Here is a 25,499-nt window from a genome sequence, read left to right on the forward strand (position 1 = left end):
TGGCGCCATCACGCCGAGAACGGCGTGTCCAGCGCATCCTCGATGGCGGTTCTCAGCGAGCGCGGCACCGCACGAGGACCAAAGCGTCGGATCACCTGGCCGTCCCGGCCTACCAGGAACTTGGTGAAATTCCACTTGATCGGCGTACTCCCCAGCATGCCCGGCGCCTGGCGTCGCAGATGCACGAACAGCGGATGGGCGTGGCGCCCGTTGACGCTGACTTTCTCCATCAGCGGAAACGTCACCGCATAGCGCTGTTCGCAGAAGGCCCCGAAGTGCCCTGCCGACTCCGGCGACTGGCGGCCGAACTGGTTGCAGGGAAAGGCCAGTACGGTGAATCCCTGATCGCGGTATTCCCGATAGAGTCTTTCCAGCCCTTCGAGCTGAGGCGTGAAGCCACAGCGGCTGGCAACGTTGACCACCAGCAGTACCTGACCGCGCAGCGCCCGTAGATTGAAAGCCTCGCCGGCCCGTGTCCGACAGTCTTGGGTATAGATCGACATGATGAACCGATAGATGAATCCGATGAACGGCCGGCGGCGCTCGATCAGCAGTCGGCCCGATCGCTGCCATAGGGCCTCGGTGAAACGAAAGCGAAGAGTGCCACGGCGCCTGCGACATCACCAACCATTCTCGCGGGCCGCGAGCGCAAGCGCGACACGGGTGTCGGGCGTCGCTGCCTCGAGCGCCAGCGCCTGCCCGAGCGAAAGCCAACGCACCGCGGCCACTTCGGACGCCTGAAGCTGCAGCGCGCCGTCGTAGTGGACCCAGTAGACGCTGCCGAACGCGTGGAGGCCGTCCTCGGCGAAGCGGAAGGTATGGCCGCCGTCCAGGCGTACGCCGCTGATGCCCAGCTCTTCGGCAAGCTCTCGCCGCGCCGCTGGAAGCGATGCCTCCCCCGCACCGACGACGCCGCCGGCAGCGAGATCGAAAGCGCCGGGATAGGTCTCTTTGTGCAGCGTGCGCTGCTGCACGCAGATGTGCCCCGTGGCATTGCGTACGATCACGTAGGTGGCCCGGTGCCAGCAGGCGAGACGGCGCATGGTCCGACGCGCCGCACTACCTCGCGGACGGTTGCGCGAATCGACGAGCTGGACCTGCTCGTCGGCGATGACGACATCGGTCATGACGACCCCTTGTGTTCGTTGATAGGCGCAGGCTCGGTAAGCGGATCGAGAGCGTTGCGCTCTTCCTCACGCGGCCCCACGCGAAAAACGGGTGGACAACATCCGTCAACCCAGGACGAGCCGGGCCGCCAGCAGCAGCAACACGACCCCGGTGACGCGCTGAATGCCCACGGCATGCCGCTGCAGCCAGGGCAGTACGCGGGAGTGCGAAAGCGCCAGTGCCACCAGCACGTACCAGGTGCCATCCACTCCGCCGGCCGTCGTAACCACCAGCCAGCCGGCACCGGCGCCCATGTCGGGGGTGACGAACTGGCTCAACAATGCGATGAAAAAGACGATCAGCTTGGGATTGCCCAGGGCGATGGCAAACCCGTCGCGGGCAGCGCGAATGCCGGAAACCGCAACGGACCGAACGTCGAAAGCTTCGCCTTGACCGCTCTGCAACGCACGAAGCCCCAGCCAGGCCAGATAGGCCGCTCCCGCCCAGGTGACGAGACGATAGAGCCAGGGCTGGTGCACGACCACCGCGGCCAGCCCCAGTACGGTCAAGCCAGCATAGAACGCTACGCCCAGGGCGTGCGCGAGGGCCACGATCACCCCGTTTCTCCGCCCGCCCCCCACCGTGTGGCGCATGACGACGGCGAGACTTGGCCCGGGCGACATCGCCCCTAGCGTGCAGACCAGTAGCAGCGACAGCCAAAGTTCCCACGACACCGCTTTCTCCTTCTCGAGTTCCTGCAATCGCGTCGCAGCCTCGTCTGACCGGCGCCCATCCCCCGTCTCAGCGGCGAGTCGCACAGACTCGGCGCAGCGACTACGCTATCAATGCTGTATGGCTTATCAATATCAGGGAGGTGACCATGAGCCTTTTTCAACGTGAAGATCGTCGCGCACGTGCCGATCGGATTCAGGAAGATTTTCGCGATATCGGCGATCAGGGGCGCGAGCTGGGCCGCGGTCTACGTTACGACAGCGAAGATGCCATCGAGGAAGCTCGCGCGCGCAGCGAAGCGCAGTATGCACGGATGGCCAAGGAAGCGCGCCGCCGGCGGCAGAACATGCGTCAGTCCACGCAGCGCTCGATGAACGAGGCCGACCGTTACGTTCAGGATCACGCCTGGTCAGGCATCGGCGTTGCCGCACTCGCAGGGGCCCTCGTCGGCTTTCTCGTCAGCCGTCGCTGAACGCCAGGCCGAGCGAGTGAATCGATCGATCGACGCCCCGCTGCTGCGGGGCGTATGCGTTGAGTGTCAGGCGGTCACGCGAGGCACTACTGTCCGAGTGCCTTGCTCGGAAGAGAGACGCCGATGCCGTCCGCTGTTCTCGAAGACTTGCCGATACTCGACCCAACCTACGTTTCAAAGCTTAACCGTGATAAAACTTCTCAATCGCAGCTGTAGAATGCAGTGATCGATCGGCGTTTAATGATCAAAACCAGCCTGAGGGAGCGCGAGATGAGTACTGACAAGTGGCAAACCATCGACGTCGAGAACATCGACAAGTCAGCGCGCGCGCTGCACGCCTGCTCGCTCGATCCCTCCATTCGCTGCCTGGCAGAACTCCGCGCCTCTCAGATCAACGGCTGTCTGTCCTGCACTCACTTTCGCCGCGAGCAGGCCGAAGCGCTCGGCATCTCGGCCGACAAACTTGCCGCACTCGCGGCATGGTCGGAGTCCGACGCGTTCGACGAGCGTGAAAAAGCCGCCCTGGCATGGTGCGAATCTTTCACTCACTTCCGTCCGGCCAATCCGGCCACGCGCAAGCTCGCTTTGACGGCGTTCTCGCCTCGCGAGCTGGCGGATCTGACGATGGCCATCGAAATGACCAGCGCTCTGAGCCGGGCGTCTCGCCGCGCCACGGGCTGAAAAGCGCCAAAATCCGGTCGGCCCGCCGCCCGGCTCAGATCGCCCAGGCAACGAACGTGGCGCTCGATTCTTTCGAGCGCCACGTTTTTTATGCCCGACCGACTGGAATAGTGGCCGAGCGTGCGTCCCCGGCTGTCGATGAGCGTACGGCCACGGCAGTTGACGAACGAACATGACAAGGGCCCTCTTGACGACCTTTAGCCTCGCGTAAGGCTCTGACGATGGAAAAGCTCTACCGCCTGCCGGGCGCCTGGCCCTACTCGATCGCGATATTTCTGAACGCCTTCGTCGATCTCGGCCACAAGATCGTGATCCAGAACACGGTCTTTCAAACCTACAGCGGCGATACGCAGGTCGTCCTCACGGCGTTGATCAACGCCTTGATACTGCTACCTTTCGTCATCTTCTTCACGCCCGCCGGCCAGATAGCGGATCGCTACGCCAAGGTGCGGATCATGCGTCTATCCGCCTGGGCGGCGGTGGCCATCTGCATGGCCCTTACCGGCGCCTATCATGCCGGCTGGTTCTGGGCGGCCTTCGTTTTGACCCTGCTGCTGTCGATCCAGTCGGCCTTCTACTCCCCGGCCAAGTACGGTCTGGTCAAATCGCTCTTCGGGAAATCTCGGCTGGCCGAGGCCAACGGTATGGTCCAGGCGATCACCATCGCTGCCGTTCTCGCCGGCACTATCACCTTCACACTAGTTTTCGCACTTCGCGTGACCTCGTCCGAAGCGCCCGGCGCAACGCTGACCCAACTCGTGCCGCTCGGCTGGCTACTGGTGCTCAACAGCCTCGTCGAGGCGCTGATGCTTCATCGCCTGCCCGCCGACGAAGTCAACGCGCGTCGCTCGCCCTCTCCCTGGTGGGATCATCTCAGCGGGCGTATCGCGCGCGCGCAACTCGGCGCGGTCATTCGCCAACCGGTGCTGCGTCTCTCCATCATCGGCCTGGCGACGTTCTGGTCGGTGGGTCAGGTCATGCTGGCGACCTTCCCCGCCTACGCCAAGGCGCACGTCGGCATCGACAGCGTGCTGGTGCTTCAAGGAATACTCGCCGCCAGCGGCGTCGGGGTCGCTCTGGGCTCGGCGCTGGCGAGCCGCCTCTCCCCCAACCGGATCGAGACGGGGCTGATTCCCGTCGGCGCTCTGGGTGTCGCCTGCGGACTCGCCTGGCTGCCTCTGCTCGACAGCGCCGGATCGCAGGCGGTGAACTTTGCGTTCATCGGCCTGATGGGCGGACTGTTCATCACACCGCTCAATGCGCTGATCCAGTTCCATGCGCGCGAAGGCGAGCTGGGTAGCGTGCTTGCGGCCAACAACTGGATTCAGAATCTGGCGATGCTCGGCTTTCTGGTCTTCACCGCCGGCGCGGCACTGGGTGGCGTCGACAGCCCCTACCTGCTGGCGTTGGTCGCCGTCATGGCGATTCTCGGCGGGCTCTACACCGTCGTGAAACTGCCACAGAGCCTGGTTCGTTTCGTGCTGGCCTTTCTACTCACACGACATTATCGCGTCAGCGTCCAGGGCCTCGAGAACCTGCCCGCTCAAGGTGGCGTGCTGCTACTCGGCAACCATATAAGCTGGATCGACTGGGCCATCGTACAGATCGCAAGCCCGCGCCCGATTCGGTTCGTGCTACTCAAGAGCGTCTACGAACGGCGCTACCTGAAGGGCATGCTGAAAGCGCTCGGATGCATTCCCATCGAGCGTGGCGCCGGTGCCGAACGCGCCCTCGACACCGTTGCCGAGTGCCTGAACGCCGGCGAAGTCGTCTGCCTCTTCCCGGAGGGCGCGATCAGCCGCACCGGCCAGCTAGGGGAATTTCGGCGTGGCTTCGAGCGCGCCTGCCAGCGCGCCGACGATAGCGTCATCATCGTACCCTTCTATCTTCGCGGCCTGTGGGGCAGCCAGTTCTCGCGCTCATCGAGCAAGCTCAAGGCGCTACGTGACGCGCCGCTACATCGCGCGGTGGTGGTCGCCTTTGGTGCGCCCATGCCGCGTACCACGTCGGCGGCGGTCATCAAGCGGCGTATCGTCGAACAGGCCACCCACTCCTGGCAGCGGGCAATGGCGGGGCTGCCCACACTGCCGCAAGCCTGGATTCGCAGCGTCAAGCGCGCGCCGCGAGCGCTGGCACTTACCGATGCCGACGACCACCGCTTCGACGCTCGCGGCGCGCTGATCGCCAGTCTGCTGATGGCGGGTCAGTTACGCCAACGCTCGAGAAACAATGACGAGAGCGACTGGCGTATCGGCCTGCTACTGCCCCGCGACAGCGCCAGTGCCATCGCCAACATGGCAACGCTGCTGGCGGGGGGCATCGTCGTCAATCTGAACTATACCGCTTCGGCTTCCACGCTCGCGGCGATGATTGATCGCGCCGAACTCACCACGATCGTGACGTCGCGCGCCTTCCTCGACGGACTCGCGCGACAGGGGCTGGACGTGACCGGTTCGCTCGACGAGCGCAAGCGGCTGTACGTCGAGGACCTCGCGGCGCAACCGGGCCGACTGCCACGCCTGCTGACTCGGCTTGCGGTAACGTGGCTGCCGGCAACGACGCTCGCCGCCCGTGCCTGCCGGGCGACGAGTTCCGAGAAGACGGCGGCAATCCTGTTTTCCAGCGGTAGCGAGGGCGAACCCAAAGGGGTGAAGCTCAGCCATCGCAACATCCTGGCGAACGTTCAGCAGACTTCCGACGTACTCAACACCCAGCATGGCGATGTCGTGCTGGGTTCACTGCCGATTTTTCACGCCTTCGGACTCACGGTGACGCAATTTTTGCCGCTGATCGAGGGATTGCCGCTGATATGCCACCCAGAGATGACCGACGCCGCCGGCATCGCGCGTTCGATCGCCAGGCATCGGGCGACGATTCTCTGCGGCACCCCGACCTCGCTGGACGCGATCGCCCGTGAGCCGGAGGCGCATGCGTCGATGCTCGAGAGCCTGAGAATCGTCATTGCGGGCGGTGAGCGGCTCGACCCGCGAGCGCGACAGGCGTTCGAGACCCGGTTCCACAAGCCGCTCTTCGAGGGTTACGGGGCGACCGAGACCGCGCCGGTCGCCGCTGTCAATCTGCCCGACGCCCTCGACGTTCACTACGCTCAGGTGCAGCGCGGCGGCAAGGTCGGCACGGTAGGCATGCCGCTACCCGGGACCAGCATTCGTGTCGTCGACCCGACGACGCTGGAGGAGCTACCGGTCGACGCGGCCGGCAGAGTCCTGGTGAGCGGGCCGCAGGTGATGCAGGGCTATCTCGACGACGTGCAGACCGCCGAGGTGATCGTCGAGCTGGCCGGGCAACGCTGGTACGTGACCGGCGACAGAGGCGCTCTGGACAGCGACGGCTTTCTCACGCTGATCGATCGCGCCTCGCGATGCGTGAGGATCGGCGAGGAGATGATCAGCCTTGGCGAGATCGAACGCGCGATAACGCGCACGCTCGACGACGATGACATCGAACTCGTGGCAGTGAACCTGCCGGATTCGAATTGGGAAGAGCGAATCGTCGTACTCTCGGAAACATCACTGGACGGGCCGGCGATCACTCGACGCCTGCGTGAAACCGGTCTCTGCACGCCAACGCTGCCGAGCGCCTGGCTGACCGTCGAGCACCTTCCCCGGCTCGACTCTGGCAAGGTGGACGTGATGGCCGCCCGACGGCTGGCCGCTGCAAACGTCACGGTCATGACGCGCAGCGAAACGGATTCGCCAAACCGCGCCTGACGGCCATCCGGCGCCTGCAACCTTGGCGAGCGGGCACTCAGTCTGCGACCGAAACAGCAACTGGCGTCAGCGTTGCCGTTCCAGCCCACGGCAAACGCAGCGCTAACGGGCGCCGCCCCTCTCCGAGAGCGACTAGTGGCTGTCCACCAGCCCCTCGTGGAGGGATTCGCTCACGCCGGCTTCCCGGGCTAGCGCGCTCGGGTCGAGAATGTGAATCCAGTCTCGCGAGCGCTCCAGCACCCGCTCTTCTCGAAAGACGGTCAGCGTACGGCTGACATGCACCGACGACAGCCCCAGCGTGTCGGCGAAATGCTGCTGGGAGAGCGGCACTCTGAAACGATCATCGAGCGCCTCCCCGGTCCGCTTCAACCGTGAGAAGAGTTCGAACAGCAGGTAGGCAATTCGCTGGCGCGCGCTTCGGCGCGACAGGTGCACGACCCGCGCCCCTAGCAGCGCTTGGCGATAGGACGCGGCCGCGAAGCTCAATGCGGTCAGGCGTGAGGAGTCGCGAAAGAAATCCAGCAGATGATGGTGAGAGAAAGGACGCACCTCCCCCGCTTCGAGCATCGCGACGCTGGAGAGCCGTCGTTGAAAGGGGAATTCCTGCAGGCCGATGACGTCGCCGGGCAAGAACAGCTCGAGAATGTGACGCGTGCCATCCGCGAAGTGGCGATAGGCATAGGCCCAGCCCGCACTCAGCGTGCAGAAATGCCGCGCCTCGTCCCCCTCGAGCCAGAGCGGTTCGCCCTTCTCGGTTGGGATTCGACTTTCCTCCAATGCCGAAAGTCGCTTCCGCTCGATTTCGGATAGACTGCCGTACCGGCTGAAGTGTCGAACGATGCAGTCTTTGCCTGTTTCCATCGCCATGCCGTCTGCTCGAAATATCGAGCGATGACAGCATGTTAGTGAACCGACTTCTATAACTTCGATTATATAAGCGTCGGGCCCGTTACCCGGGTTCGCAAGCATACGTGCGGGGCGTTGCGTCCTGTCGACCTCCGCAGCCACCTACCTGATTCTCTTTCATCGGACGACAGACCGAGTCGGTTGCGGACGGGCCATCGACAACGCTCGCGGTCCCAATAAAATGTAAAGTTTTGTGTATTGCCGCCGAAGAACGCATTACGAGTCGACCCTCACGACGTACCGCTCAACAGGTAGGCACCCGCATGCATCTAACCCGTCAGGATCGAGCCAAGTTCGAGGCCCCCAAGCGACGGCGTCGGGATCCGGAAAGTCTCGCCAGTTTGGCTGAGAAGGCAGGCATGCCGACGAGCACGCTCAAGACGCGGATGAAATCGCTTATCCAGACCGGCCTCACCAGAGAGGAAGCCATCGAACAGGCCCTGAAAAAACCGATCGGTCCACAGGGGCGTCCTCGGCGAGAAAGTAGCGGGTCCAACTCTCGAGGTTGAGGCGTTGACGTTCTGACAACGACATCACAGACCCGACGCGCTCGCGCTGGGCGAATACGATCGACCCAACGAGAAAAGGAGAGCCGTAGCCCTCCTTTCGTTCGACCTTGACCGGTCGCTATCGTTGATCGTGCCTATCGTTCGATCTGGCGAGTGACTCGCCGTGTCGAGTTAGCCGCAGCTGCAGCCGTGACCGCAGTCCTTGGAGCCGTCGGCATGCCCGGTCGCGCAGGCTTCGCAGCAAAACCGCTGACCCGCCTTTTCGAAGGCCTGATCGTCGACGCTGCAATCGCAGTTGGGGCAAGCACAAGTCTGTTGAGACATAACGTGTCCTCCTCTGTTGACGCTTCGACTGTAGCGCTGACGAGAAGCGTTATGTAATCACGGAAGGGACACAGGAAATCACGCGGGGGAGCAAAGCGCGAATCACAGGGAGGGTCGAAAGCTGTGGTGCCGGCGGTCGGACTCGAACCGACACACTGTTTCCAGCGGCGGATTTTGAATCCGCTGCGTCTACCAATTCCGCCACGCCGGCAGCGGAGACGCATTATACGGACGCTTCGATCAGCGTCAATTGCCACGCTGACTTAATCGGCGACGTGCTTTATCATGCGCGCTCTTCGCCCGCCGGGGCCAGCGGCGCCCGGGGTCTTCGTTTTCAGCCGATCCGTGGTGACCATGCAGCGCGCCGACTTCCATTTCGATCTGCCCGACGAGTTGATCGCTCGCTACCCCGCCGAACAGCGCACCGACTGCCGCCTGCTCTGCGTCGAGGGTGACAGCGGCAAGCTCGAACACGCGCGCTTCCCTGCCCTGCTCGACCGGCTCGAGCGCGGCGACGTGGTCGTGTTCAACGACACAAGGGTCATCCCCGCTCGCCTCTTCGGACAGAAAGCCAGCGGTGGCCGCGTCGAAATGCTCCTCGAGCGCCCGCTCGATGCCCACCGGGGTCTGGCGCATCTGCGTGCCAGCAAATCTCCCAAACCGGGCACCGAGCTGATCTTCGAAGGCGATATCCACGCCGTCGTCGAGGGCAGGCAGGATGCGCTGTTCGAGCTGCGTTTTCTCGGCGACACCCCGATGATCGAGCTGCTCGAGCGCCACGGCCACATGCCGCTGCCGCCCTACATCACCCGCGAAGACGAGCTCGAAGACCGGGAGCGTTACCAGACGGTCTACGCGCGCCGCGAGGGCGCGGTCGCCGCCCCCACCGCGGGCCTGCACTTCGACGAGGCGATGATGGAGGCGCTGCGCGCGCGCGGCGTCGAGACCGCCTTCGTCACGCTGCACGTGGGTGCCGGCACCTTTCAGCCGGTTCGGGTCGACGACATTCGCGAACATCACATGCACAGCGAGTGGCTCGAAGTCGACGAGACCGTCTGCGATCGGGTCAACGCGGCGCGAGCGAGCGGCAACCGGGTCATCGCCGTCGGCACTACCAGCGTGCGCTGCCTGGAATCCGCCAGTCAGGAGGACGGTCAGCTCACGCCCTATCGCGGCGAGACCGACATCTTCATCTACCCCGGCTATCGCTGGCGCTGCGTCGATGCGCTGGTGACCAACTTCCACCTGCCGGAGTCGACTCTGTTGATGCTGGTTTCGGCCTTTGCCGGCTACGACACCGTGATGCGCGCCTATCAGGAGGCCGTCGCGACGGGCTATCGCTTCTTCAGTTACGGCGATGCCATGTTCCTCCAGCGCCGCCGCGCCGACTGATCCTCATCCGCGCCGCCGACCGCTTCGGTCGATGATTTTTCGCCGGGCCCGCGCCGCTGGCCCGAGCCCCGACAGTTCGAGAGACAAGTATGCGAAACGATTGCTTCATGAACTTCGAGCGTCTGGCCAAAGACGGTCGCGCCCGCCGCGGTCGCCTGACGTTCCCGCGCGGTACGGTCGAGACTCCCGCTTTCATGCCGGTGGGCACCTACGGCACGGTCAAGGGGATGACGCCGCGAGATGTCGAGGCGATTGGCGCGGAGATCATTCTCGGCAACACCTTTCACCTGTGGCTACGCCCGGGCACCGAGGTCATCGAAGGCCACGGCGATTTGCACGACTTCTCCCAGTGGCACAAGCCGATCCTCACCGACTCCGGCGGCTTCCAGGTCTTCTCGCTCGGTGCGATGCGCAAGATCACCGAGCAGGGCGTGCATTTTCGCTCGCCGGTGGACGGCGCCAAGGTCTTCATGGGCCCGGAGGAGTCGATGGCGGTGCAGCGCTCGCTGGGCTCCGATGTGGTCATGATCTTCGATGAATGCACGCCCTACCCGGCCACCGAAGCCGAAGCGCATAAGTCGATGGAGCTATCGCTGCGCTGGGCGGCCCGCTCTCGCACGGCCCACGGCGACTCGCCGTCGGCACTCTTCGGTATCGTCCAGGGCGGCATGTACCCCGAGCTGCGCAAGCGCTCGCTCGAGGGGCTGCTCGAGATCGGCTTCGACGGTTTGGCGATCGGCGGGCTTTCCGTGGGCGAGCCCAAAGAGGAGATGATCCGCGTCCTCGACTACCTGCCACAGTGGATGCCGGAAGAGAAGCCGCGCTACCTGATGGGGGTAGGCAAGCCCGAGGATCTGGTCGAGGGCGTGCGCCGCGGGGTCGACATGTTCGACTGCGTGATGCCGACGCGCAACGCCCGCAACGGCCATCTCTTCACCGCCGAAGGTACGGTGAAGATACGTAACGCCACCCATCGTCACGACACCGCCCCACTCGAATCGACGTGCGACTGCTATACCTGCCAGCACTTCTCCCGAGGCTATCTCCACCACCTCGATCGATGTGGCGAAATGCTCGGTTCGATGCTCAATACGATCCACAATCTGCGCTACTACCAGCGCCTGATGGCGGGTTTGCGCGGGGCTATCGAAGCGGGTACATTGGCCGACTTCGTAGCACACTTTTACCGGCAGCGCGGGCTTTCCGTGCCGCCAATGGTCGAGTAAACCGTCGATTCGACGGTCGTGGAACCAGGGTCGATCAGCGCCGCGATCGCGGGTTGCGGTCTGTAACCGAATCACGTCAGGCGGGCTTCATACCGCTTCCTGAATTCGTTCACTAGCCAGTTCACTACAACGCTCGGAGATAGATCCATGCTGGACTTTTTCATTCCTGCGGCACACGCCCAGGATGCAGGCGGTGCCGCCGGCGGTGGTATCGCGCAGATCATCATGCTGGTCGGCTTTGTGCTGATCTTCTACTTCCTGCTCTGGCGCCCGCAGTCCAAGCGAGCCAAGCAGCACAAGAACCTGATCTCGAATCTGTCCAAGGGTGACGAAGTCGTCATTGGCGGTGGCATCATGGGTCGTATCACCAACGTCACCGACGATTTCCTCAGCATGGAGATCGCCGAGGGCACGGTCGTCAACGTCCAGAAGAACGCCGTCGCTTCCGTTTTGCCCAAGGGAACGCTGAAGTCGATCTGACTCTCCCCGCCGCCGGCTATTCCCCCCGCCGGCGGCTTCCTTTTCCGCGACACTCTTCGCACGACGATCATCACGCGATCGTCACTGATTGAAAGGACAGGGCTTCCATGCTCAATCGTTACCCCCTGTGGAAGTATCTGCTGATACTCGTCGTCATCGTTGTGGGCGTCATTTACGCGCTTCCCAACCTTTATCCGCAGGACCCCGCCGTTCAGATCAGCTCCACCGGTGGTAGCCTCGACAGCGAGCAGATCGAGCGCGTCTCCCAGGCGCTCGAGAACGAAGGCATCGACGTCAAATCCGCCAGCATGGTCAGTGACAGTACCGGCCTGATCCGGCTGAACGACGCCGAGCAGCAGCTTCCCGCTCGCGACATCGTCGACGGGACGCTGAGCAACGACTACACGGTCGCTCTCAACCTGGCCGACTCCACCCCCGGCTGGCTCGAAAGCCTTGGCGCGGCGCCGATGAAACTCGGTCTCGACCTGCGCGGCGGGGTGCACTTTCTCCTCGAAGTCGACATGGACGCCGCCGTCGAGCAGCGCCTGGAAGCAACCGCCAGCGCGATCCGTGCCGACCTGCGCGACGAGCGCATCCGCTATCGCGACACTGCGGTCGACGACGACTCGCTGCACTTGGAGTTCGCCAACGCCGACGATCGCGATGCCGCACGCAGCCAGATTCGCCAAAGCTTCGGTGAGTTCCAAATCGACAGCCGCGAGCAGGGGCGTCGCGCCTTTCTCGACATGACCCTGACGGAACAGGCGGTCCAGGACATCCAGGACTACGCCGTTCAACAGAACCTGACCACGATCCGTAATCGCGTCAACGAACTCGGTGTCTCCGAGCCGCTCGTCCAGCGCCAGGGCCCCAACCGGATCGTCGTCGAACTGCCGGGCGTGCAGGATACGGCCGAAGCCAAGCGCATCGTCGGCGCCACCGCCAACCTCGAGTTCCGCCTCGAAGCGCGCCCCGATACGCCGGACACCGAAACCGAGACGCTCGCCTTTCGCAGCACCGCCTCGCGGACCGCTGAGCTGTCTCGCGACGTAATCATCACCGGTGATCGCGTGTCCAGCGCCAGTCAGAGCTTCGACGAGAACGGACGCCCGCAGGTCAGCATCAACCTCGATGGCACCGGCGGCTCGCTGATGAATCAGGCCACCCGCACCAACATCGGGCGCAGCATGGCGGTGGTCTACATCGAGCACAATACCGAGACCCGCACCGTCATGCGCGACGGTGAGCAGGTCCAGGAGCGCATTCCGAGCACCGAGCGCGGCATCATCAGCCTGGCCACCATCCAGAGCGCGCTGAGCAATCGCTTTCGCATCACGGGGCTCGACTCCCCCACCGAAGCGAGCGAGCTGGCGCTGCTGCTGCGTTCGGGCTCGCTGGCGGCACCGATCTACTTCGTCCAGGAGAGCACCATCGGGCCGAGCCTCGGCGCGCAGAACATCGAACGCGGCATCTTTTCGGTACTGGTCGGCGGCCTGCTGGTCATCGTGTTCATGCTGGCGCGCTACAAGGCATTCGGCGTGGTCGCCAACGTCGCTCTCGGCGTCAACCTGATCCTGCTGATCGCCGCGATGTCGCTGCTCGGCGCCACGCTGACGCTGCCGGGTATCGCGGGGATCGTGCTGACGCTCGGCATGGCAGTGGATGCCAACGTGCTGATCTACGAACGTATCCGCGAGGAGATCCGGGCCCGAACGCCGGCGCAACAGGCGATTCACGCCGGCTACGGGCGCGCCTTCACCTCCATCGTCGACGCCAACCTCACTACCCTGCTGGTCGCCGTCGTGCTGTTCTCCATTGGCACCGGCCCGGTCAAGGGCTTCGCGGTGACACTGTCACTCGGCATTCTGACGTCGATGTTCACCGGCATTCTGGTGTCGCGTGCCCTCGTCAATCTCTTCATCGGCGGCAAGCCGGTGAAGAAACTCTGGATCTAGGAGACGCGAGCAATGCGCCAACTCGACTTCATGGGCAAGCGTCGCCTCGCTTTCATCGTCTCGATCGTTCTCACGATCGTGTCGATCGCGGCCCTTGCGCTTTTCAATCTGAATCTCGGTCTCGACTTTACCGGCGGCACGGTCGTCGAGCTGCACTACGCCACTGCCCCGTCGCTCGACGATGTCCGCGCCCTGCTCGCGAATCAGGGCTTCGAGAACGTATCGGTGCAGACCTTCGGCGCCGCCAATGAAATTCTGGTCCGCCTGCAGGAGACGTTCAGCAACGATGTCGGCAATCAGGTCGTCTCGGCGCTCAACAGCGGCGGCGCCTCGATCGATCTGGTTCGTGCCGAGTTCGTCGGCGCCCAGGTCGGCGACCAGCTGCGCGACCAGAGCGGTCTCGGCATGATCGTCGCGCTGGCGGGCGTGGCGATCTACGTTGCCTTCCGCTTCCAGTACAAGTTCGCCATCTGCGCGCTGATCTCGCTGGGTCACGACGTACTCATCGTCGTCGGCCTGTTCGCGCTGTTTCAGTGGGAGTTCGACCTCACCGTATTGGCGGGCATCATGGCGGTGATCGGCTACTCGCTGAACGACACGATCATCGTCTACGACCGGATTCGGGAAAACATCAGGCTTTCCCAGAGCAACGACATGGCGGAGATCTTCAACGGCGCGATCAACCAGACGCTGGCGCGAACGTTGGCGACCTCCGGTACGACCTTGCTGGTTCTGTTCGCGCTGTTCTTCCTCGGCGGGGACATGATCCACAACTTCTCGATCTCGTTGATTCTGGGCATCGTCGCGGGGACCTTCTCCTCGGTCTACGTGGCCGCCGCCCTGCTCATCGTGTTCAAGCTCGAGCGCCAGGATCTGATCCCGGTGAAGAAAGAGAACGTCGAAGAAGAGCTGCCCTAGCGCCTGGGTACCAGGCTAGACGGCAAAGGCCTCCCCAGCGGGAGGCCTTTTTTGTGGATAGGACACACCGAGTCGACGCCATCGGGCCGCTGCTGGCGTTCGATTCCTCGACTCAGCCTGCCTTTCTCGACCGCCACGACGAGAGCGAAGACACCTCGACTTCGCTCAGCTACCTCGATCAGACGGTGAATTCGCTGGTGGGGCGACTGCGCTGGCAGATTCGCCGCAGCGGACCGGCGCTCAACCGTGAGCTCGAGCCTACCTACAGCCACGAATTCGGTGAGAGCGACCGCGTCGAAGCCAGGCTGAAGCGCCTGCCTCGACTCGGGCGCTATCGAGCGCCAAAGCTCGATTGCGACCGCGGCCAGGTCGAACTCGATATGGGCGTTCGCAACTCGCTGTGGGTGTTCGCCCCTCGCTGTGGGTGTTCGCCCCTCGCTGTGGGATGTCGATACGCCGATCGGCGCGAGTGCCGATCCCGCCCCAGCCCGTACCGGTATGCTCTATCCGAATCTCGGAAAACGCCTCTGGCGAGTCCGCCGTCACCGGCGTCGAAAACGAAAACGCCCCGCCGGGAGGAACCCGGCAGGGCGTTTGTCTTGCGTCGCGTCTCGGCTCAGACAGGGACGCGAAGCTGCTGGGCCAGCGCCTTGTAGAGCTTCGGGCCAGCGGCCATCAGGCTCCCGTCGACCTCGAGACTCGGCGAGCCGTCGATACCCCCAGAGAGCGCGCCGGCTTCCTTGAGCAGCAGCGACCCGATCCAGCGATCCTGCTCTTCGAGGCCCAGCACAAAGGCGCCATCGGCACGGCCGCTGGCAAACTCGATGAGGTCGAGAATCGGGCAGCCGCTGCCGATCAGCGTTTCGATCTGCGGCCCGAGGCGCTCGACGACAGTGAGATACTGGGGAAGCCAGCGCTCGCGCTGATCGACACTGGGCCAGGAGAGCGCGATGCGCGCGCCGTTGACACCGCCGGCCTTGGAGACGCGCAGGCGCTTGCCGTTGCCCTGAGCGCCGCGACCGCGGCTGATGAGGAACTCGTCGTCGCTGAACGGGCAGACGATGACGGCATGCTCCGGACGCCCCTTGACCAGGCAGACCATGGAGAGTGCGAACTGACGACCGCCCACGCCGAGATTGGACTCACCGTGGAACGGCTCGATGTGCCAGACGGTGTCGTGGTCATCGCCCTTGCCGTCGCGGTGTGGCGTGAAACGTCCGCTGACGCCGTGCTGGGGGTAGCCACGTGAGAGCTGGTGAACGATCAGGGTTTCGGCGTTGCGCGCGGTATCCTGAAGCAGATTCTTGGTCGCTTGTTCGTCGTGGCTGACCTCGAGTCGGTCGCGAATACGGACGAACTGCTCCGCGGCGCTACGTGCAGCGCGCAGCGCATACTGAACCATAGGATGCATGGATCTGGCCTTGAGGTGTCGGGGGCTGTTAAAGAACGCGGCGAATTCTAGCAGATGGCACTCATGCTAGACTATGCGTTTTCCTGCTCAAGCCCGATCGCTGACCTCATGCTCGACCGTATCCGTATCGTTCTCATCGGCACCAGCCACCCTGGCAACATCGGCGGTGCCGCCCGCGCCATGCGCAACATGGGCCTTGCCGATCTGGCGCTGGTCGCTCCGCGCTGCGATCCCAAGGATCGTGACGCCTACTCGCGCGCTTCCGGCGCCCTCGAGCTGGTCGACGGCGCGCGCGTCTTCGACACCCTCGAAGCGGCGGTCGCCGATTGCACCCTGGTGGTCGGCGCCAGCGCCCGTTCGCGCCACCTCCCCTGGCCGATGGTCGGGCCGCGCGCGCTGGCGGAGAGCCTGCCCGACGCACTGGCGCCCGCCAACGCCCAGGCGGCACTGGTCTTCGGCCGCGAGGACACCGGGCTGACCAACGCCGAGCTACAGCGCTGCCACCGTCATGTGCATATCCCGACCAACCCGGATTTCAGCTCACTCAATCTCGCCGCCGCGGTCCAGGTACTCGCCTACGAGTGCCGGCAGGCTCAGCTGGCACGGGACGCAACGCCCGCCGACGAGACGAATCAGCCCTTCGGTGTGGAGTGGGACAATCCGCCGACGAGCCACGCCGATATGGAGCGCTTCTTCGCGCATCTCGAAAAGACGCTGATCACGCTCGAATTCCACGATCCGGACAATCCGCGACAGCTGATGGCGCGACTGCGGCGACTGTTCCTCCGGGCGCAGCTCGACAGCATGGAGATGAACATCCTGCGCGGCATCCTCACCAGCATGGACAAGCGCCTGGTCGCGACGACGCCCACCCGGCGAGCCGGTGGCAACCCGTCAGACGAGCGCTGATCGGTGTCTCCGGGGCCGGACGGAGGGGACGGCGGAAAGGTTGACCGTTTCACTCGGGTTTTCCATAATACCGCCACTTTCGCCGCGACCATTGACTCCCGCCGATGCGCTTGACCACCAAGGGCCGCTACGCCGTGACCGCCATGCTCGATCTGGCCTTGAATGCCGATCAGGGGCCGGTCTGTCTGGCAGACATTTCCAAGCGGCAGAGTATTTCGCTTTCGTATCTCGAGCAGCTCTTCGCGCGGCTACGCCGGGCAGGGCTCGTCACCAGCGTACGCGGCCCCGGTGGCGGCTATCGTCTGCAGCGTGCGCCGAGTGAGATTTCGGTTGCCGGCGTCATCGACGCGGTCAATGAATCCGTCGACGCCACTCGCTGTCAGGGCCAGGCGGACTGCCGTCAGGGTAGCAAGTGCATCACGCATCATCTGTGGTGTGACCTATCCGACGAGATCCAGCGCTTCTTGAGCGATATCAGCCTCGAGGAGCTGGTCCGCCGCGAGCAGGTGCGCACCGCCGAAGCGCACCCGGTCGGCAGCGACTCAGCGCTCGCTGACGACCCGGCGACCATCGCCCTGTCGCAGTAGCGGGCAGGGCCTACAGGATCGGCCGGCGCTGTCGCGTTCGTCTCTGCATCGCGATGCGCGAGATCCTGGCATCATCCGCCGCCAAGCGTGCTCCCGGAATGGAGCTCACCGGCGCCGGCATCACGTTCGACCGGAGACACGTCGCCCCATGAGCGCTCCTCTTTATCTGGATTACGCGGCCACGACGCCTGCCGACCCGCGAGTGGTCGAGCCGATGATGCGTCATCTGAGCATGGACGGCGTCTACGCTAACCCCGCTTCGCGCAGCCACATGCCCGGCTGGCTCGCCGAGCAGGCGGTCGAGGGCGCGCGGCGTCAGGTCGCCGACCTGATCAATGCCGACCCGCGGGAGATCGTCTGGACCTCCGGGGCGACCGAGGCGGACAACCTGGCGCTCACCGGCTACATGCGGGCGAACCGCAGCCGCGGACGCCATCTGATCACCTCGATCATCGAGCACAAGGCGATCGTCGATACCGCCCGTGCCCTCGAAACCGAGGGTTTCGATGTCACCTGGCTCACGCCCGAGCGGGACGGCACCATCTCACCGGCGTGCTTGAGCGCCGCGATGCGCAACGACACCGTGCTGGTGTCGTTGATGGCGGTGAACAACGAGCTCGGCAGCGTCAACGATATCGCCGCGCTCGCAGCGATCACCCACGAAGGCGGCGCGCATTTCCATACCGACGCCGCCCAGGCTGCCGGCCGGCTGGCGCTCGACGTCGAGGCGATGGGCGTCGACATGATGTCGCTCTCCGCCCACAAGGTTTACGGCCCCAAGGGCATCGGCGCGCTCTACGTGAAGCGCGATCCGGCGCTTCGCCTCGAGGCGTTGATCCATGGCGGCGGGCACGAGCGCGGCATGCGCTCCGGCACCCTGCCCACGCACCAGATCGTCGGTATGGGCGAAGCCTTCGCCATCGGTCTGGATGAGCGCGAACGCGATGGCGCCCACGTTCACGCCCTGCGCGAACGCTTCCTGACAGGGCTTTCCGAACTCGACGGCATACATCATCACGTGCCTCGAGAGAGCTCGATTCCCAACATCGTCAATCTCGCCTTCGATGACGTCGATGGGGAATCCCTGCTGATGGCGCTGCGGGGGCTGGCACTGTCGACGGGCTCGGCGTGCAACTCGGCAAGCGTCGAGCCCTCCTACGTGCTCAAGGGCGTAGGCGTGCCTCATCTACAGGCGCTGGCATCGATCCGTTTCAGCTTCGGGCGCTTCACCACGCGCGAGGAGATCGATACCGCCATCGAGGAAATTCGCCGAGCCTTGAGCAGCCTGCGAGCGAGTGCTATCCAGGTCTCGAATTCACACTGACCGTGAGCCGGCCTCAGCGCCACCATTCTCATAAGCGCTTCCATCGACGTCAGGGAGAGTCATGATGCACAACATCACCATCAGCGAGTCCGCCGCCAATCAGATCCGCAACGTGCTCGCCGAGCGCGGCAGCGGTCTCGGCCTTCGCGTGGCGGTCAAGCCGAGCGGCTGCTCCGGCTACAGCTACGTGCTCGACATCGCCGACGAGCCGCGCGCCGACGAGATCACGTTTGAAGAGCGCGGCGTCAAGGTGCTGGTCGACAAGGAGGCCCTGCAGATCCTAGACGGCACCGAAGTGGACTACGTCAGCGAAGGGCTCAATCGCTTCTTCCGCTTCAATAACCCCAACGTCACCGACGAGTGCGGCTGCGGCGAGAGCTTCAACGTCTAGCGCCCCGCCGCCCCGGCGTGCGTGGCCTCGGGCCTTGAGCTACAATGGCGCGCTTTCGGTCGGGTCGACGGCGTTTTCACGCCATCGGCCGGCCGGTGCGCCGCCTCGGAATCCGAGATGCGAGACGCACCCGACAGCAACGAACTCGACCGACGCGCCACATTCTTCATAGTGGCGCGTCGCGCTTTCATTACCCGGTCGTCCGCGACCTCATCCTCAATCAGGAGTCATTCATCATGGCAACCGAACGCACGCTCTCCATCATCAAGCCCGATGCCGTCGCCAAGAACGCCATCGGTGACATCTACAGCCGCTTCGAGAACGCCGGTCTGCAGATCGTCGCCGCCAAGATGCTGCACCTCTCCCAGGAGCAGGCCGAAGGCTTCTACGCCGAGCACGCCGAGCGCGGTTTCTTCAAGGACCTCGTTGCCTTCATGACCTCCGGCCCGGTCATGGTCCAGGCGCTCGAAGGTGACGGCGCCATCGCCAAGAACCGCGAGCTGATGGGTGCGACCAACCCGAAAGAAGCGGAAGCCGGCACCATCCGCGCCGACTTCGCGACCTCCATCGACGCCAACGCCGTTCACGGCTCCGACGCGCCGGAATCCGCCGCTCGCGAAATCAGCTACTTCTTCAGCGACGACGAGATCTGCCCGCGCGGCTAATGCCGCCGACCGGTCGGCCGCCCGGCCGACCGGTCGTTCGTTGCTGTCTCCCACTCACTCTCCCAGCCGGTCCCTTTGCCATGAGCGCAGTCACCGCCACTCCCCGCACCAATCTCCTGGGTCTCTCCCGCGAGCAGATGGAGACGTTCTTCGTCTCGCTGGGCGAGAAGAAGTTTCGCGCCGCCCAGGTCATGAAGTGGATCCACCAGGAGGGTTGCGACGACTTCGAGTCGATGACCAACCTCTCCAAGTCACTGCGTACGCGGCTGGCCGAGCACGCCGAAATTCGCGGCCCCGGCGTCGTCTACGAGGGCACCTCGAGCGACGGCACGCGCAAATGGGTGCTGGAGGTGGAAGACGGCAGCTACGTCGAAACGGTACTGATTCCCGCCGACAACGGCACGCGGCGCACGCTCTGCGTCTCGTCGCAGGTCGGCTGCTCGCTCGACTGCAGCTTCTGCTCGACCGGCAAGCAGGGATTCCAGCGCAACCTGACCAGCGCCGAGATCATCGGCCAGGTCTGGGTGGCGCAGCAGCGTGCCGGCGGCCGCATGAGCGCCGCCGACGGTCGCCGTGCCATCACCAACGTGGTGATGATGGGCATGGGCGAGCCGCTGCTGAACTACGACAACGTCGTGCCGTCGATGAAGCTGATGCTCGACGACAACGCCTACGGCATGTCCAAGCGACGCGTGACGCTCTCGACCTCCGGCGTCGTGCCGATGATCGACAAGCTCGGCGACGAGATCGACGTGAGCCTCGCCATCTCGCTGCACGCGGCCAACGACGAGCTGCGCAACGAGCTGGTGCCGCTCAACCGCAAGTACGACATCGCCAAACTGCTCGACGCCTGCAAGCGCTACCTGGCGAAATCCGACAGCGCCCGCCACGTGACCATCGAGTACACGCTGATCAAGGACGTCAACGATCAGCAGCAGCATGCCGAAGAGCTCATCGCCCTGCTCGAAGAGCTGCCGTGCAAGATCAACCTGATCCCGTTCAATCCCTTCCCGCACTCCGGCTACGAGAAGCCGTCGCGCAATCAGGTCATGCGCTTCCAGACCTGGCTCTACGAGCTCGGACACACCGCCATGGTACGTACCACCCGCGGCGACGACATCGACGCCGCCTGCGGACAGCTCGTCGGTCGCGTCAAGGATCGCACCAAGCGCCACGAGCGCTACATCCAGTCGATCCAGCTCGACGCCGATTGAGCGTGGCAACGGTGCGCGACCCATCCGACCCGGGCGTCGCCTTGACTTCGACTCGGCGCGGCGCTTTGATGGGAACCCCAAATCCGCCTCGTCTTCAGCCGCTCGGGATTCGATGAACCACGCCGCGCCGTTCAGACACATCGTGCCGTTCGATCCCGATTCAGGGGAGAGCCGTCCATGAACCGCCAACTGCGTCCAACGTCGATACGTACGACCGGTATCGTCATCGGACTGGCGTTTCTGCTCCACGGCTGCGCGACCCCGGTCGCCTCCTCCGGCCCGGTGAGCGACTCTCCGCAGGAAGCCGCCGCGGCCTATACCCGACTGGGCAAGGCGTATCTGGCAGAGAACAATCCGCTGCGGGCGCAGCAGGCGCTGGAACACGCGCTGAGGATCGACGCCGGGGAGAGCGAGGCGCTGGAGGGGCTGGCGCTGCTCTACCAGGGTCAAGGGGAGCTGGATCTCGCCGAGACGTTCTTCGAGCGCGCGCTGCGTGCCGAACCCGATGCCACACGCATCCGCAACAACTACGCCGCGCTACTCTTCCAACGCCAGCAGTTCACGCTCGCGTGTCAGCAGCTCGAGCGCGCCAGTCAGGACATCACCTATACCAACCGAGCCCAGCTCTTCGCGAATCTGGGCCAATGCGAGATCGCCAGGGGCGACACGGTCGCTGCCGAGCGCCACTATCAGCGGGCTCTGGACATCGACCCGCGCAGCGCGCGCAGTCTGCTGGCCCTGGCGAACATCGATCATACGCAGGGTAATAACGAACAGGCCTGGGAGCGCCTTCAGCGCTATTTCACCGTGGCCGGCACCAGCGACGATAGCCTGCGTCTGGCGAGCGACATCGCCAGCGCCCAGGGAGACACCTCTCGTGCCGCCTTTTATCGTCAGCAGCTCGACGGCGCCCAGGCAAACCGACCCTAGAATCGACAAGGATTTTCGCCCATGAGCGAAATGGACGAACAGCAACGCAACCCCCAGGACGCCGCCGGTACCGCACAGGAACCCGCTGGCGTCATGCTTCGCCGCGAGCGCGAGCGCCAGGGATTGAGTCTCGACGATGTCGCCCTGCAGTTGAACCTGCGCCCGGTGGTGGTGGAAGGGCTCGAAGAGGAGCGCTTCGACCAGGTTCCCATTGCGGCCTATCGGCGCGGCTACGTCCGCGCCTACGCCCGCCTGCTGGGGATGGACGACGCCGCCGTCGTCCGCGCCTTCGATGCCATGCATGGGCGTGCCGACATCGATCGCAAACTCGCTACGGTCAATACCACGCAACGGCCGTCGCGTGCCGGTGCCTGGGTATTTCGCCTCTTCACGCTGCTGGTGATCGTCGGTTTGATCTCGTTGACGCTGCTCTGGTGGCAGAGCCGAGAAGGCAACGACGCGCTCGGCGGGGGTGACGACCCCATCTCCGTCGACGGCCGCGATGGGGTGAACGCCACCCAGAGCTTCGAGGCGAATACCGACACCGCGCTACCGCCGGTCCCGACCGAACAGGACACGCCGGCAGGCGACGAGACCGCCTCCTCGGCGATCAACAGCAATGGCGTCGCCGCCGACGCCGAGACCCGCACACCCGATCTCGATACGCGACAGGCCGAGCGGATCGCGGATGCCGCGGTCACGCCCGCCACCGGGTCGATCGGTAGCGATAGCCCCGATAGCGAGAGCGCCGGTAACGAGAGCGCCGAGGCGGCAGGCACGTCCGCCGAGACGGACGGCAACACCCTGTCGCTCACCTTCGATGGCGAGTCCTGGACACAGGTCGTCGATGCGACCGGCAGTACGGTATTCAGCTCACTCCAGCCGGCCGGTAGCGAAGCGACCGTCACCGGCGAGCCGCCCTTTCGTATGACCATCGGTGAATCCGCCGGTGTCACGTTGCGGTATCGCGGCGAAGAGATCGACCTCGATCAATACACGAGCGGCAACGTCGCTCGATTTACCCTGGGAGACTGACAAGCGCCATGCATTCGCAATCTCCAATCGTCCGCCGGCACTCGCGCCAGATCCACGTCGGCAAAGTGCCCGTCGGCGGCGGCGCTCCGATCGCCGTCCAGAGCATGACCAACACCGACACGTTGGACGTCGATGCGACCGTCGGCCAGATTCAGCGACTCGAGCAGGCCGGCGCCGACATCGTCCGCGTGTCGGTCCCCGACATGGATGCCGCCGAGGCCTTCGGCAAGATCAAGCGTCGCGTCGACGTGCCGCTGGTCGCCGACATCCATTTCGACTACAAGATCGCCCTGCGCGTCGCCGAACTCGGCGTCGATTGCCTGCGGATCAACCCGGGCAACATCGGTCGCGAGGACCGCGTTCGCGCCGTCGTCGATGCCGCGCGCCACCACGGCATTCCGATCCGCATCGGCGTCAACGCCGGCTCGCTGGAGAAGGATCTGCAGAAGAAGTACGGCGAACCGACGCCGGAGGCGCTGGTCGAATCCGCCATGCGCCACATCGATCATCTCGACCGGCTCGACTTCCCGGACTTCAAGGTGAGCGTCAAGGCCAGCGACGTCTTCATGGCGGTCTCCGCCTACCGCCTGCTCGCCGAGCAGATCGAGCAGCCATTGCACCTGGGGATTACCGAGGCCGGCGGGCTGCGTTCGGGGACGGTCAAGTCCTCGATCGGCCTGGGCATGCTGCTGATGGACGGCATCGGCGACACCATTCGCGTGTCCCTGGCCGCCGACCCGGTCGAAGAGATCAAGGTCGGCTACGACATGCTCAAAAGCCTGCGGCTGCGCGCCAAAGGGATCAACTTCATCGCCTGTCCGAGCTGTTCGCGCCAGAACTTCGACGTCATCGGCACCATGAACGTGCTCGAGGAGCGCCTCGACGACATCATGACCCCGCTCGACGTCTCGGTGATCGGCTGCGTCGTCAACGGTCCCGGCGAAGCCAAGGAGACCGACGTCGGCCTGACCGGCGGTAGCCCGGCGAACCTGGTCTACATCGACGGCAAGCCGGCGCACAAGCTGCGCAACGAGCATCTCGTCGACGACCTGGAAGCGCTGATCCGCGAGCGTGCCAGAGAAAAAGAGGCCCGCGACGCCGCCGTCATCACCCGCGAGGTGTAAGGCGATCAGCGAGACCACGTGACGTCATCGTCCGTCGCGGCGGGCGACGGACAATTCAGAATCTTTCAGCGCCCGGGCTCCCTACCCGAGGCGCTTCGCTTTGGGCAGGAGTGTGAGTTGAGCAATCAGTCATCCGGCAGCGGGTCATCCGGCAAAAAGTCTTCCAACGGTAAACTTCAGGGCATTCGTGGCATGAACGATCTGCTGCCGGATCACTCGCCGGCCTGGCAGTACCTCGAACGTCAGCTGCGCTCACTGGTGGATCGCTACGATTACCGTGAAATTCGCACCCCCATCGTCGAGCAGACCGGTCTTTTCGCCCGCTCCATCGGCGAGGCGACGGACGTGGTCGAAAAGGAGATGTACACCTTCGACGACCGCAACGGCGAGAGCCTGACCCTGCGCCCGGAAAACACGGCCTCGGTCGTGCGGGCCGCACTCGAACACGGCCTGCTGCACAATCAGACTCAGCGGCTCTGGTATATGGGCCCGATGTTTCGCTACGAGCGCCCCCAGAAAGGCCGTTACCGCCAGTTCCACCAGATCGGCATCGAAGCCTACGGCATGACCGGGCCAGACATCGACGCCGAGATCATTCTGCTCTCGGCAAGGCTCTGGCGGCAGCTGGGCATGGCCGAGCACGTCACGCTCGAGCTCAATTCGCTGGGCACGCCCCAGGCTCGCGCCGACTATCGTCAGGCCCTGGTCGACTATTTCGAGACCCACCGTGACGTCCTCGACGAGGATTCCGAACGCCGCCTGGCCAGCAACCCGCTGCGGATTCTCGACTCCAAGAACCCGGCGATGGCAGAGATGCTCGACGCCGCGCCGCGGCTCATGGATCACCTTGACGACGAATCCCGCGATCACTTCGAACGCCTCAAGGCGACTCTCGACGCCGCCGGGATCGGCTACCGCATCAACCCGCGTCTGGTTCGGGGGCTCGACTACTATTCGCGCACCGTCTTCGAGTGGACTACCACGGCGCTCGGCAGCCAGGGGACCGTCTGTGGCGGGGGACGCTACGATGGTCTCGTCGAACAGCTCGGCGGCAAGCCGGTGCCCGCGGTCGGCTTCGCCATCGGTCTGGAGCGGCTGATGCTGCTGCTCGAAACGCTGGAACTCATTCCCGAGCAGGCCAAGGGCGGCGCCGATGCCTACCTGCTGGCGATGGGCGACGATGCCGAACGTCAGGCGCTGATGGTCGGCGAGCGTCTGCGCGATGCGCTACCCGACCTGCGACTTCAGGTACACTGCGGCGGCGGCAGCTTCAAGAGCCAGATGCGTCGTGCCGATCGCAGCGGTGCAGCGCTTGCACTGATTCTCGGCGAGGATGAGATTCGTGACGGCACGCTGACGCTCAAGCCACTGCGTGGCGACGGCGAGCAGGAGACGCTGGACATCGATACGACCGTCACCCGACTACGCAGCGCCATCGACGCCGACACGCGCGACTGACCGCGTTATCGAAGCTTGAAG

At 64.5% G+C, this 25,499-nt stretch carries 24 protein-coding genes and 1 tRNA gene; 18 read left to right on the top strand and 7 right to left on the bottom strand.

What is annotated here, in order from left to right; all coding sequences use genetic code 11:
- Positions 1-8: 8 nt before the first annotated feature.
- The 3 genes from DOM33_RS04920 to DOM33_RS04930 form a co-directional block, all read right to left on the bottom strand.
- Positions 9-503, bottom strand: coding sequence for a glutathione peroxidase (locus tag DOM33_RS04920; protein ID WP_110666344.1), 495 nt, complete (start codon positions 501-503; stop codon positions 9-11).
- Positions 504-620: 117 nt separating this feature from the next.
- Positions 621-1,127, bottom strand: a complete 507-nt coding sequence (locus tag DOM33_RS04925; protein ID WP_110666346.1) for an NUDIX hydrolase — start codon at positions 1,125-1,127, stop codon at positions 621-623.
- A gap of 105 nt (positions 1,128-1,232) precedes the next feature.
- Positions 1,233-1,841: a LysE family translocator gene (locus DOM33_RS04930; protein ID WP_110667540.1), complete on the bottom strand. Its 609-nt coding sequence runs from the start codon at positions 1,839-1,841 to the stop codon at positions 1,233-1,235.
- Between the two features lie 146 nt (positions 1,842-1,987).
- Here DOM33_RS04930 and DOM33_RS04935 point away from each other — a divergent pair, with 146 nt between their 5' ends.
- From DOM33_RS04935 to DOM33_RS04945, 3 genes are all read left to right on the top strand, one after another.
- Complete coding sequence (locus tag DOM33_RS04935; RefSeq protein ID WP_110666349.1) at positions 1,988-2,311, top strand: ElaB/YgaM/YqjD family protein; 324 nt, start codon at positions 1,988-1,990, stop codon at positions 2,309-2,311.
- A 222-nt stretch (positions 2,312-2,533) separates the two neighbouring features.
- Positions 2,534-2,992: a carboxymuconolactone decarboxylase family protein gene (locus DOM33_RS04940; protein WP_162617891.1), complete on the top strand. Its 459-nt coding sequence runs from the start codon at positions 2,534-2,536 to the stop codon at positions 2,990-2,992.
- 221 nt (positions 2,993-3,213) lie between these two features.
- Positions 3,214-6,720, top strand: a complete 3,507-nt coding sequence (locus DOM33_RS04945; RefSeq protein WP_110666353.1) for an acyl-[ACP]--phospholipid O-acyltransferase — start codon at positions 3,214-3,216, stop codon at positions 6,718-6,720.
- Between the two features lie 132 nt (positions 6,721-6,852).
- Here DOM33_RS04945 and DOM33_RS04950 read toward each other — a convergent pair whose 3' ends face one another.
- From DOM33_RS04950 to DOM33_RS04960, 3 genes are all read right to left on the bottom strand, one after another.
- Positions 6,853-7,497, bottom strand: a complete 645-nt coding sequence (locus tag DOM33_RS04950; RefSeq protein WP_239495268.1) for a Crp/Fnr family transcriptional regulator — start codon at positions 7,495-7,497, stop codon at positions 6,853-6,855.
- An 809-nt stretch (positions 7,498-8,306) separates the two neighbouring features.
- On the bottom strand, positions 8,307-8,459 hold the full coding sequence (locus DOM33_RS04955; RefSeq protein WP_110666356.1) for a metallothionein: 153 nt from the start codon (positions 8,457-8,459) through the stop codon (positions 8,307-8,309).
- A gap of 124 nt (positions 8,460-8,583) precedes the next feature.
- Positions 8,584-8,670 (bottom strand) — tRNA-Leu (locus tag DOM33_RS04960).
- A gap of 143 nt (positions 8,671-8,813) precedes the next feature.
- Here DOM33_RS04960 and queA point away from each other — a divergent pair.
- The 5 genes from queA (at position 8,814) to secF (ending at position 14,430) form a co-directional block, all read left to right on the top strand.
- Positions 8,814-9,851 carry a tRNA preQ1(34) S-adenosylmethionine ribosyltransferase-isomerase QueA gene (queA, locus tag DOM33_RS04965; RefSeq protein WP_110666358.1) on the top strand — a complete coding sequence of 346 codons (1,038 nt, stop codon included), beginning with the start codon at positions 8,814-8,816 and terminating at the stop codon, positions 9,849-9,851.
- A gap of 107 nt (positions 9,852-9,958) precedes the next feature.
- Entirely contained in the window at positions 9,959-11,077 is a 1,119-nt protein-coding gene (gene tgt, locus DOM33_RS04970) for a tRNA guanosine(34) transglycosylase Tgt (protein ID WP_110666360.1), read from the top strand.
- Between the two features lie 147 nt (positions 11,078-11,224).
- Positions 11,225-11,557 carry a preprotein translocase subunit YajC gene (yajC, locus tag DOM33_RS04975; protein WP_110666362.1) on the top strand — a complete coding sequence of 111 codons (333 nt, stop codon included), beginning with the start codon at positions 11,225-11,227 and terminating at the stop codon, positions 11,555-11,557.
- 107 nt (positions 11,558-11,664) lie between these two features.
- On the top strand, positions 11,665-13,512 hold the full coding sequence (gene secD, locus DOM33_RS04980) for a protein translocase subunit SecD (RefSeq protein WP_110666365.1): 1,848 nt from the start codon (positions 11,665-11,667) through the stop codon (positions 13,510-13,512).
- A 12-nt stretch (positions 13,513-13,524) separates the two neighbouring features.
- Positions 13,525-14,430: a protein translocase subunit SecF gene (gene secF, locus DOM33_RS04985; protein ID WP_110666367.1), complete on the top strand. Its 906-nt coding sequence runs from the start codon at positions 13,525-13,527 to the stop codon at positions 14,428-14,430.
- A gap of 616 nt (positions 14,431-15,046) precedes the next feature.
- Here secF and DOM33_RS04990 read toward each other — a convergent pair.
- A complete protein-coding gene (locus DOM33_RS04990; protein ID WP_110666369.1) occupies positions 15,047-15,841 on the bottom strand; it encodes an inositol monophosphatase family protein in 795 nt (264 codons plus the stop codon).
- A gap of 108 nt (positions 15,842-15,949) precedes the next feature.
- Between DOM33_RS04990 and DOM33_RS04995 the strand changes: the two genes are divergently transcribed.
- The 10 genes from DOM33_RS04995 to hisS all read left to right on the top strand — a co-directional run bounded on the left by DOM33_RS04995 (position 15,950) and on the right by hisS (position 25,478).
- A complete protein-coding gene (locus DOM33_RS04995; protein WP_110667544.1) occupies positions 15,950-16,750 on the top strand; it encodes an RNA methyltransferase in 801 nt (266 codons plus the stop codon).
- 104 nt (positions 16,751-16,854) lie between these two features.
- Positions 16,855-17,337: a Fe-S cluster assembly transcriptional regulator IscR gene (gene iscR, locus DOM33_RS05000; protein ID WP_110666371.1), complete on the top strand. Its 483-nt coding sequence runs from the start codon at positions 16,855-16,857 to the stop codon at positions 17,335-17,337.
- A gap of 148 nt (positions 17,338-17,485) precedes the next feature.
- Positions 17,486-18,661 (top strand): aminotransferase class V-fold PLP-dependent enzyme, encoded by a 1,176-nt coding sequence (locus DOM33_RS05005; RefSeq protein WP_110666373.1) that lies wholly within the window; start codon positions 17,486-17,488, stop codon positions 18,659-18,661.
- Between the two features lie 64 nt (positions 18,662-18,725).
- Positions 18,726-19,052 carry a HesB/IscA family protein gene (locus DOM33_RS05010; RefSeq protein ID WP_110667546.1) on the top strand — a complete coding sequence of 109 codons (327 nt, stop codon included), beginning with the start codon at positions 18,726-18,728 and terminating at the stop codon, positions 19,050-19,052.
- A gap of 236 nt (positions 19,053-19,288) precedes the next feature.
- Entirely contained in the window at positions 19,289-19,717 is a 429-nt protein-coding gene (ndk, locus tag DOM33_RS05015; protein WP_110667547.1) for a nucleoside-diphosphate kinase, read from the top strand.
- 80 nt (positions 19,718-19,797) lie between these two features.
- Complete coding sequence (rlmN, locus tag DOM33_RS05020) at positions 19,798-20,931, top strand: dual-specificity RNA methyltransferase RlmN (RefSeq protein WP_110666374.1); 1,134 nt, start codon at positions 19,798-19,800, stop codon at positions 20,929-20,931.
- A 177-nt stretch (positions 20,932-21,108) separates the two neighbouring features.
- Positions 21,109-21,861, top strand: coding sequence for a type IV pilus biogenesis/stability protein PilW (gene pilW / locus DOM33_RS05025; protein ID WP_110666376.1), 753 nt, complete (start codon positions 21,109-21,111; stop codon positions 21,859-21,861).
- A gap of 21 nt (positions 21,862-21,882) precedes the next feature.
- Positions 21,883-22,896 (top strand): RodZ domain-containing protein, encoded by a 1,014-nt coding sequence (locus DOM33_RS05030; protein WP_110666378.1) that lies wholly within the window; start codon positions 21,883-21,885, stop codon positions 22,894-22,896.
- Between the two features lie 8 nt (positions 22,897-22,904).
- Positions 22,905-24,020, top strand: coding sequence for a flavodoxin-dependent (E)-4-hydroxy-3-methylbut-2-enyl-diphosphate synthase (ispG, locus tag DOM33_RS05035; protein ID WP_110666380.1), 1,116 nt, complete (start codon positions 22,905-22,907; stop codon positions 24,018-24,020).
- Positions 24,021-24,212: 192 nt separating this feature from the next.
- A complete protein-coding gene (hisS, locus tag DOM33_RS05040) occupies positions 24,213-25,478 on the top strand; it encodes a histidine--tRNA ligase (protein ID WP_110667549.1) in 1,266 nt (421 codons plus the stop codon).
- The last annotated feature ends 21 nt before the right edge of the window (positions 25,479-25,499 follow it).

This window comes from Salinicola halophilus, from assembly GCF_003206155.1.
In the GTDB taxonomy this organism is placed as follows: domain Bacteria; phylum Pseudomonadota; class Gammaproteobacteria; order Pseudomonadales; family Halomonadaceae; genus Salinicola; species Salinicola halophilus.

What these genes read in the sequence shown, in the direction of transcription:
- secD (WP_110666365.1), top strand. Translation starts at nt 11,665, where the DNA reads ATGCTCAATCGTTACCCCCTGTGGAAGTATCTGCTGATACTCGTCGTC.
- DOM33_RS04990 (WP_110666369.1), bottom strand. Translation starts at nt 15,841, where the DNA reads ATGCATCCTATGGTTCAGTATGCGCTGCGCGCTGCACGTAGCGCCGCG.
- DOM33_RS04925 (WP_110666346.1), bottom strand. Translation starts at nt 1,127, where the DNA reads ATGACCGATGTCGTCATCGCCGACGAGCAGGTCCAGCTCGTCGATTCG.
- yajC (WP_110666362.1), top strand. Translation starts at nt 11,225, where the DNA reads ATGCTGGACTTTTTCATTCCTGCGGCACACGCCCAGGATGCAGGCGGT.
- queA (WP_110666358.1), top strand. Translation starts at nt 8,814, where the DNA reads ATGCAGCGCGCCGACTTCCATTTCGATCTGCCCGACGAGTTGATCGCT.
- DOM33_RS04995 (WP_110667544.1), top strand. Translation starts at nt 15,950, where the DNA reads ATGCTCGACCGTATCCGTATCGTTCTCATCGGCACCAGCCACCCTGGC.
- ispG (WP_110666380.1), top strand. Translation starts at nt 22,905, where the DNA reads ATGCATTCGCAATCTCCAATCGTCCGCCGGCACTCGCGCCAGATCCAC.
- DOM33_RS04920 (WP_110666344.1), bottom strand. Translation starts at nt 503, where the DNA reads ATGTCGATCTATACCCAAGACTGTCGGACACGGGCCGGCGAGGCTTTC.
- tgt (WP_110666360.1), top strand. Translation starts at nt 9,959, where the DNA reads ATGAACTTCGAGCGTCTGGCCAAAGACGGTCGCGCCCGCCGCGGTCGC.
- hisS (WP_110667549.1), top strand. Translation starts at nt 24,213, where the DNA reads ATGAACGATCTGCTGCCGGATCACTCGCCGGCCTGGCAGTACCTCGAA.
- rlmN (WP_110666374.1), top strand. Translation starts at nt 19,798, where the DNA reads ATGAGCGCAGTCACCGCCACTCCCCGCACCAATCTCCTGGGTCTCTCC.
- ndk (WP_110667547.1), top strand. Translation starts at nt 19,289, where the DNA reads ATGGCAACCGAACGCACGCTCTCCATCATCAAGCCCGATGCCGTCGCC.
- pilW (WP_110666376.1), top strand. Translation starts at nt 21,109, where the DNA reads ATGAACCGCCAACTGCGTCCAACGTCGATACGTACGACCGGTATCGTC.
- DOM33_RS05030 (WP_110666378.1), top strand. Translation starts at nt 21,883, where the DNA reads ATGAGCGAAATGGACGAACAGCAACGCAACCCCCAGGACGCCGCCGGT.
- DOM33_RS04955 (WP_110666356.1), bottom strand. Translation starts at nt 8,459, where the DNA reads ATGTCTCAACAGACTTGTGCTTGCCCCAACTGCGATTGCAGCGTCGAC.
- DOM33_RS04945 (WP_110666353.1), top strand. Translation starts at nt 3,214, where the DNA reads ATGGAAAAGCTCTACCGCCTGCCGGGCGCCTGGCCCTACTCGATCGCG.
- iscR (WP_110666371.1), top strand. Translation starts at nt 16,855, where the DNA reads ATGCGCTTGACCACCAAGGGCCGCTACGCCGTGACCGCCATGCTCGAT.
- DOM33_RS04935 (WP_110666349.1), top strand. Translation starts at nt 1,988, where the DNA reads ATGAGCCTTTTTCAACGTGAAGATCGTCGCGCACGTGCCGATCGGATT.
- DOM33_RS05010 (WP_110667546.1), top strand. Translation starts at nt 18,726, where the DNA reads ATGCACAACATCACCATCAGCGAGTCCGCCGCCAATCAGATCCGCAAC.
- DOM33_RS05005 (WP_110666373.1), top strand. Translation starts at nt 17,486, where the DNA reads ATGAGCGCTCCTCTTTATCTGGATTACGCGGCCACGACGCCTGCCGAC.
- secF (WP_110666367.1), top strand. Translation starts at nt 13,525, where the DNA reads ATGCGCCAACTCGACTTCATGGGCAAGCGTCGCCTCGCTTTCATCGTC.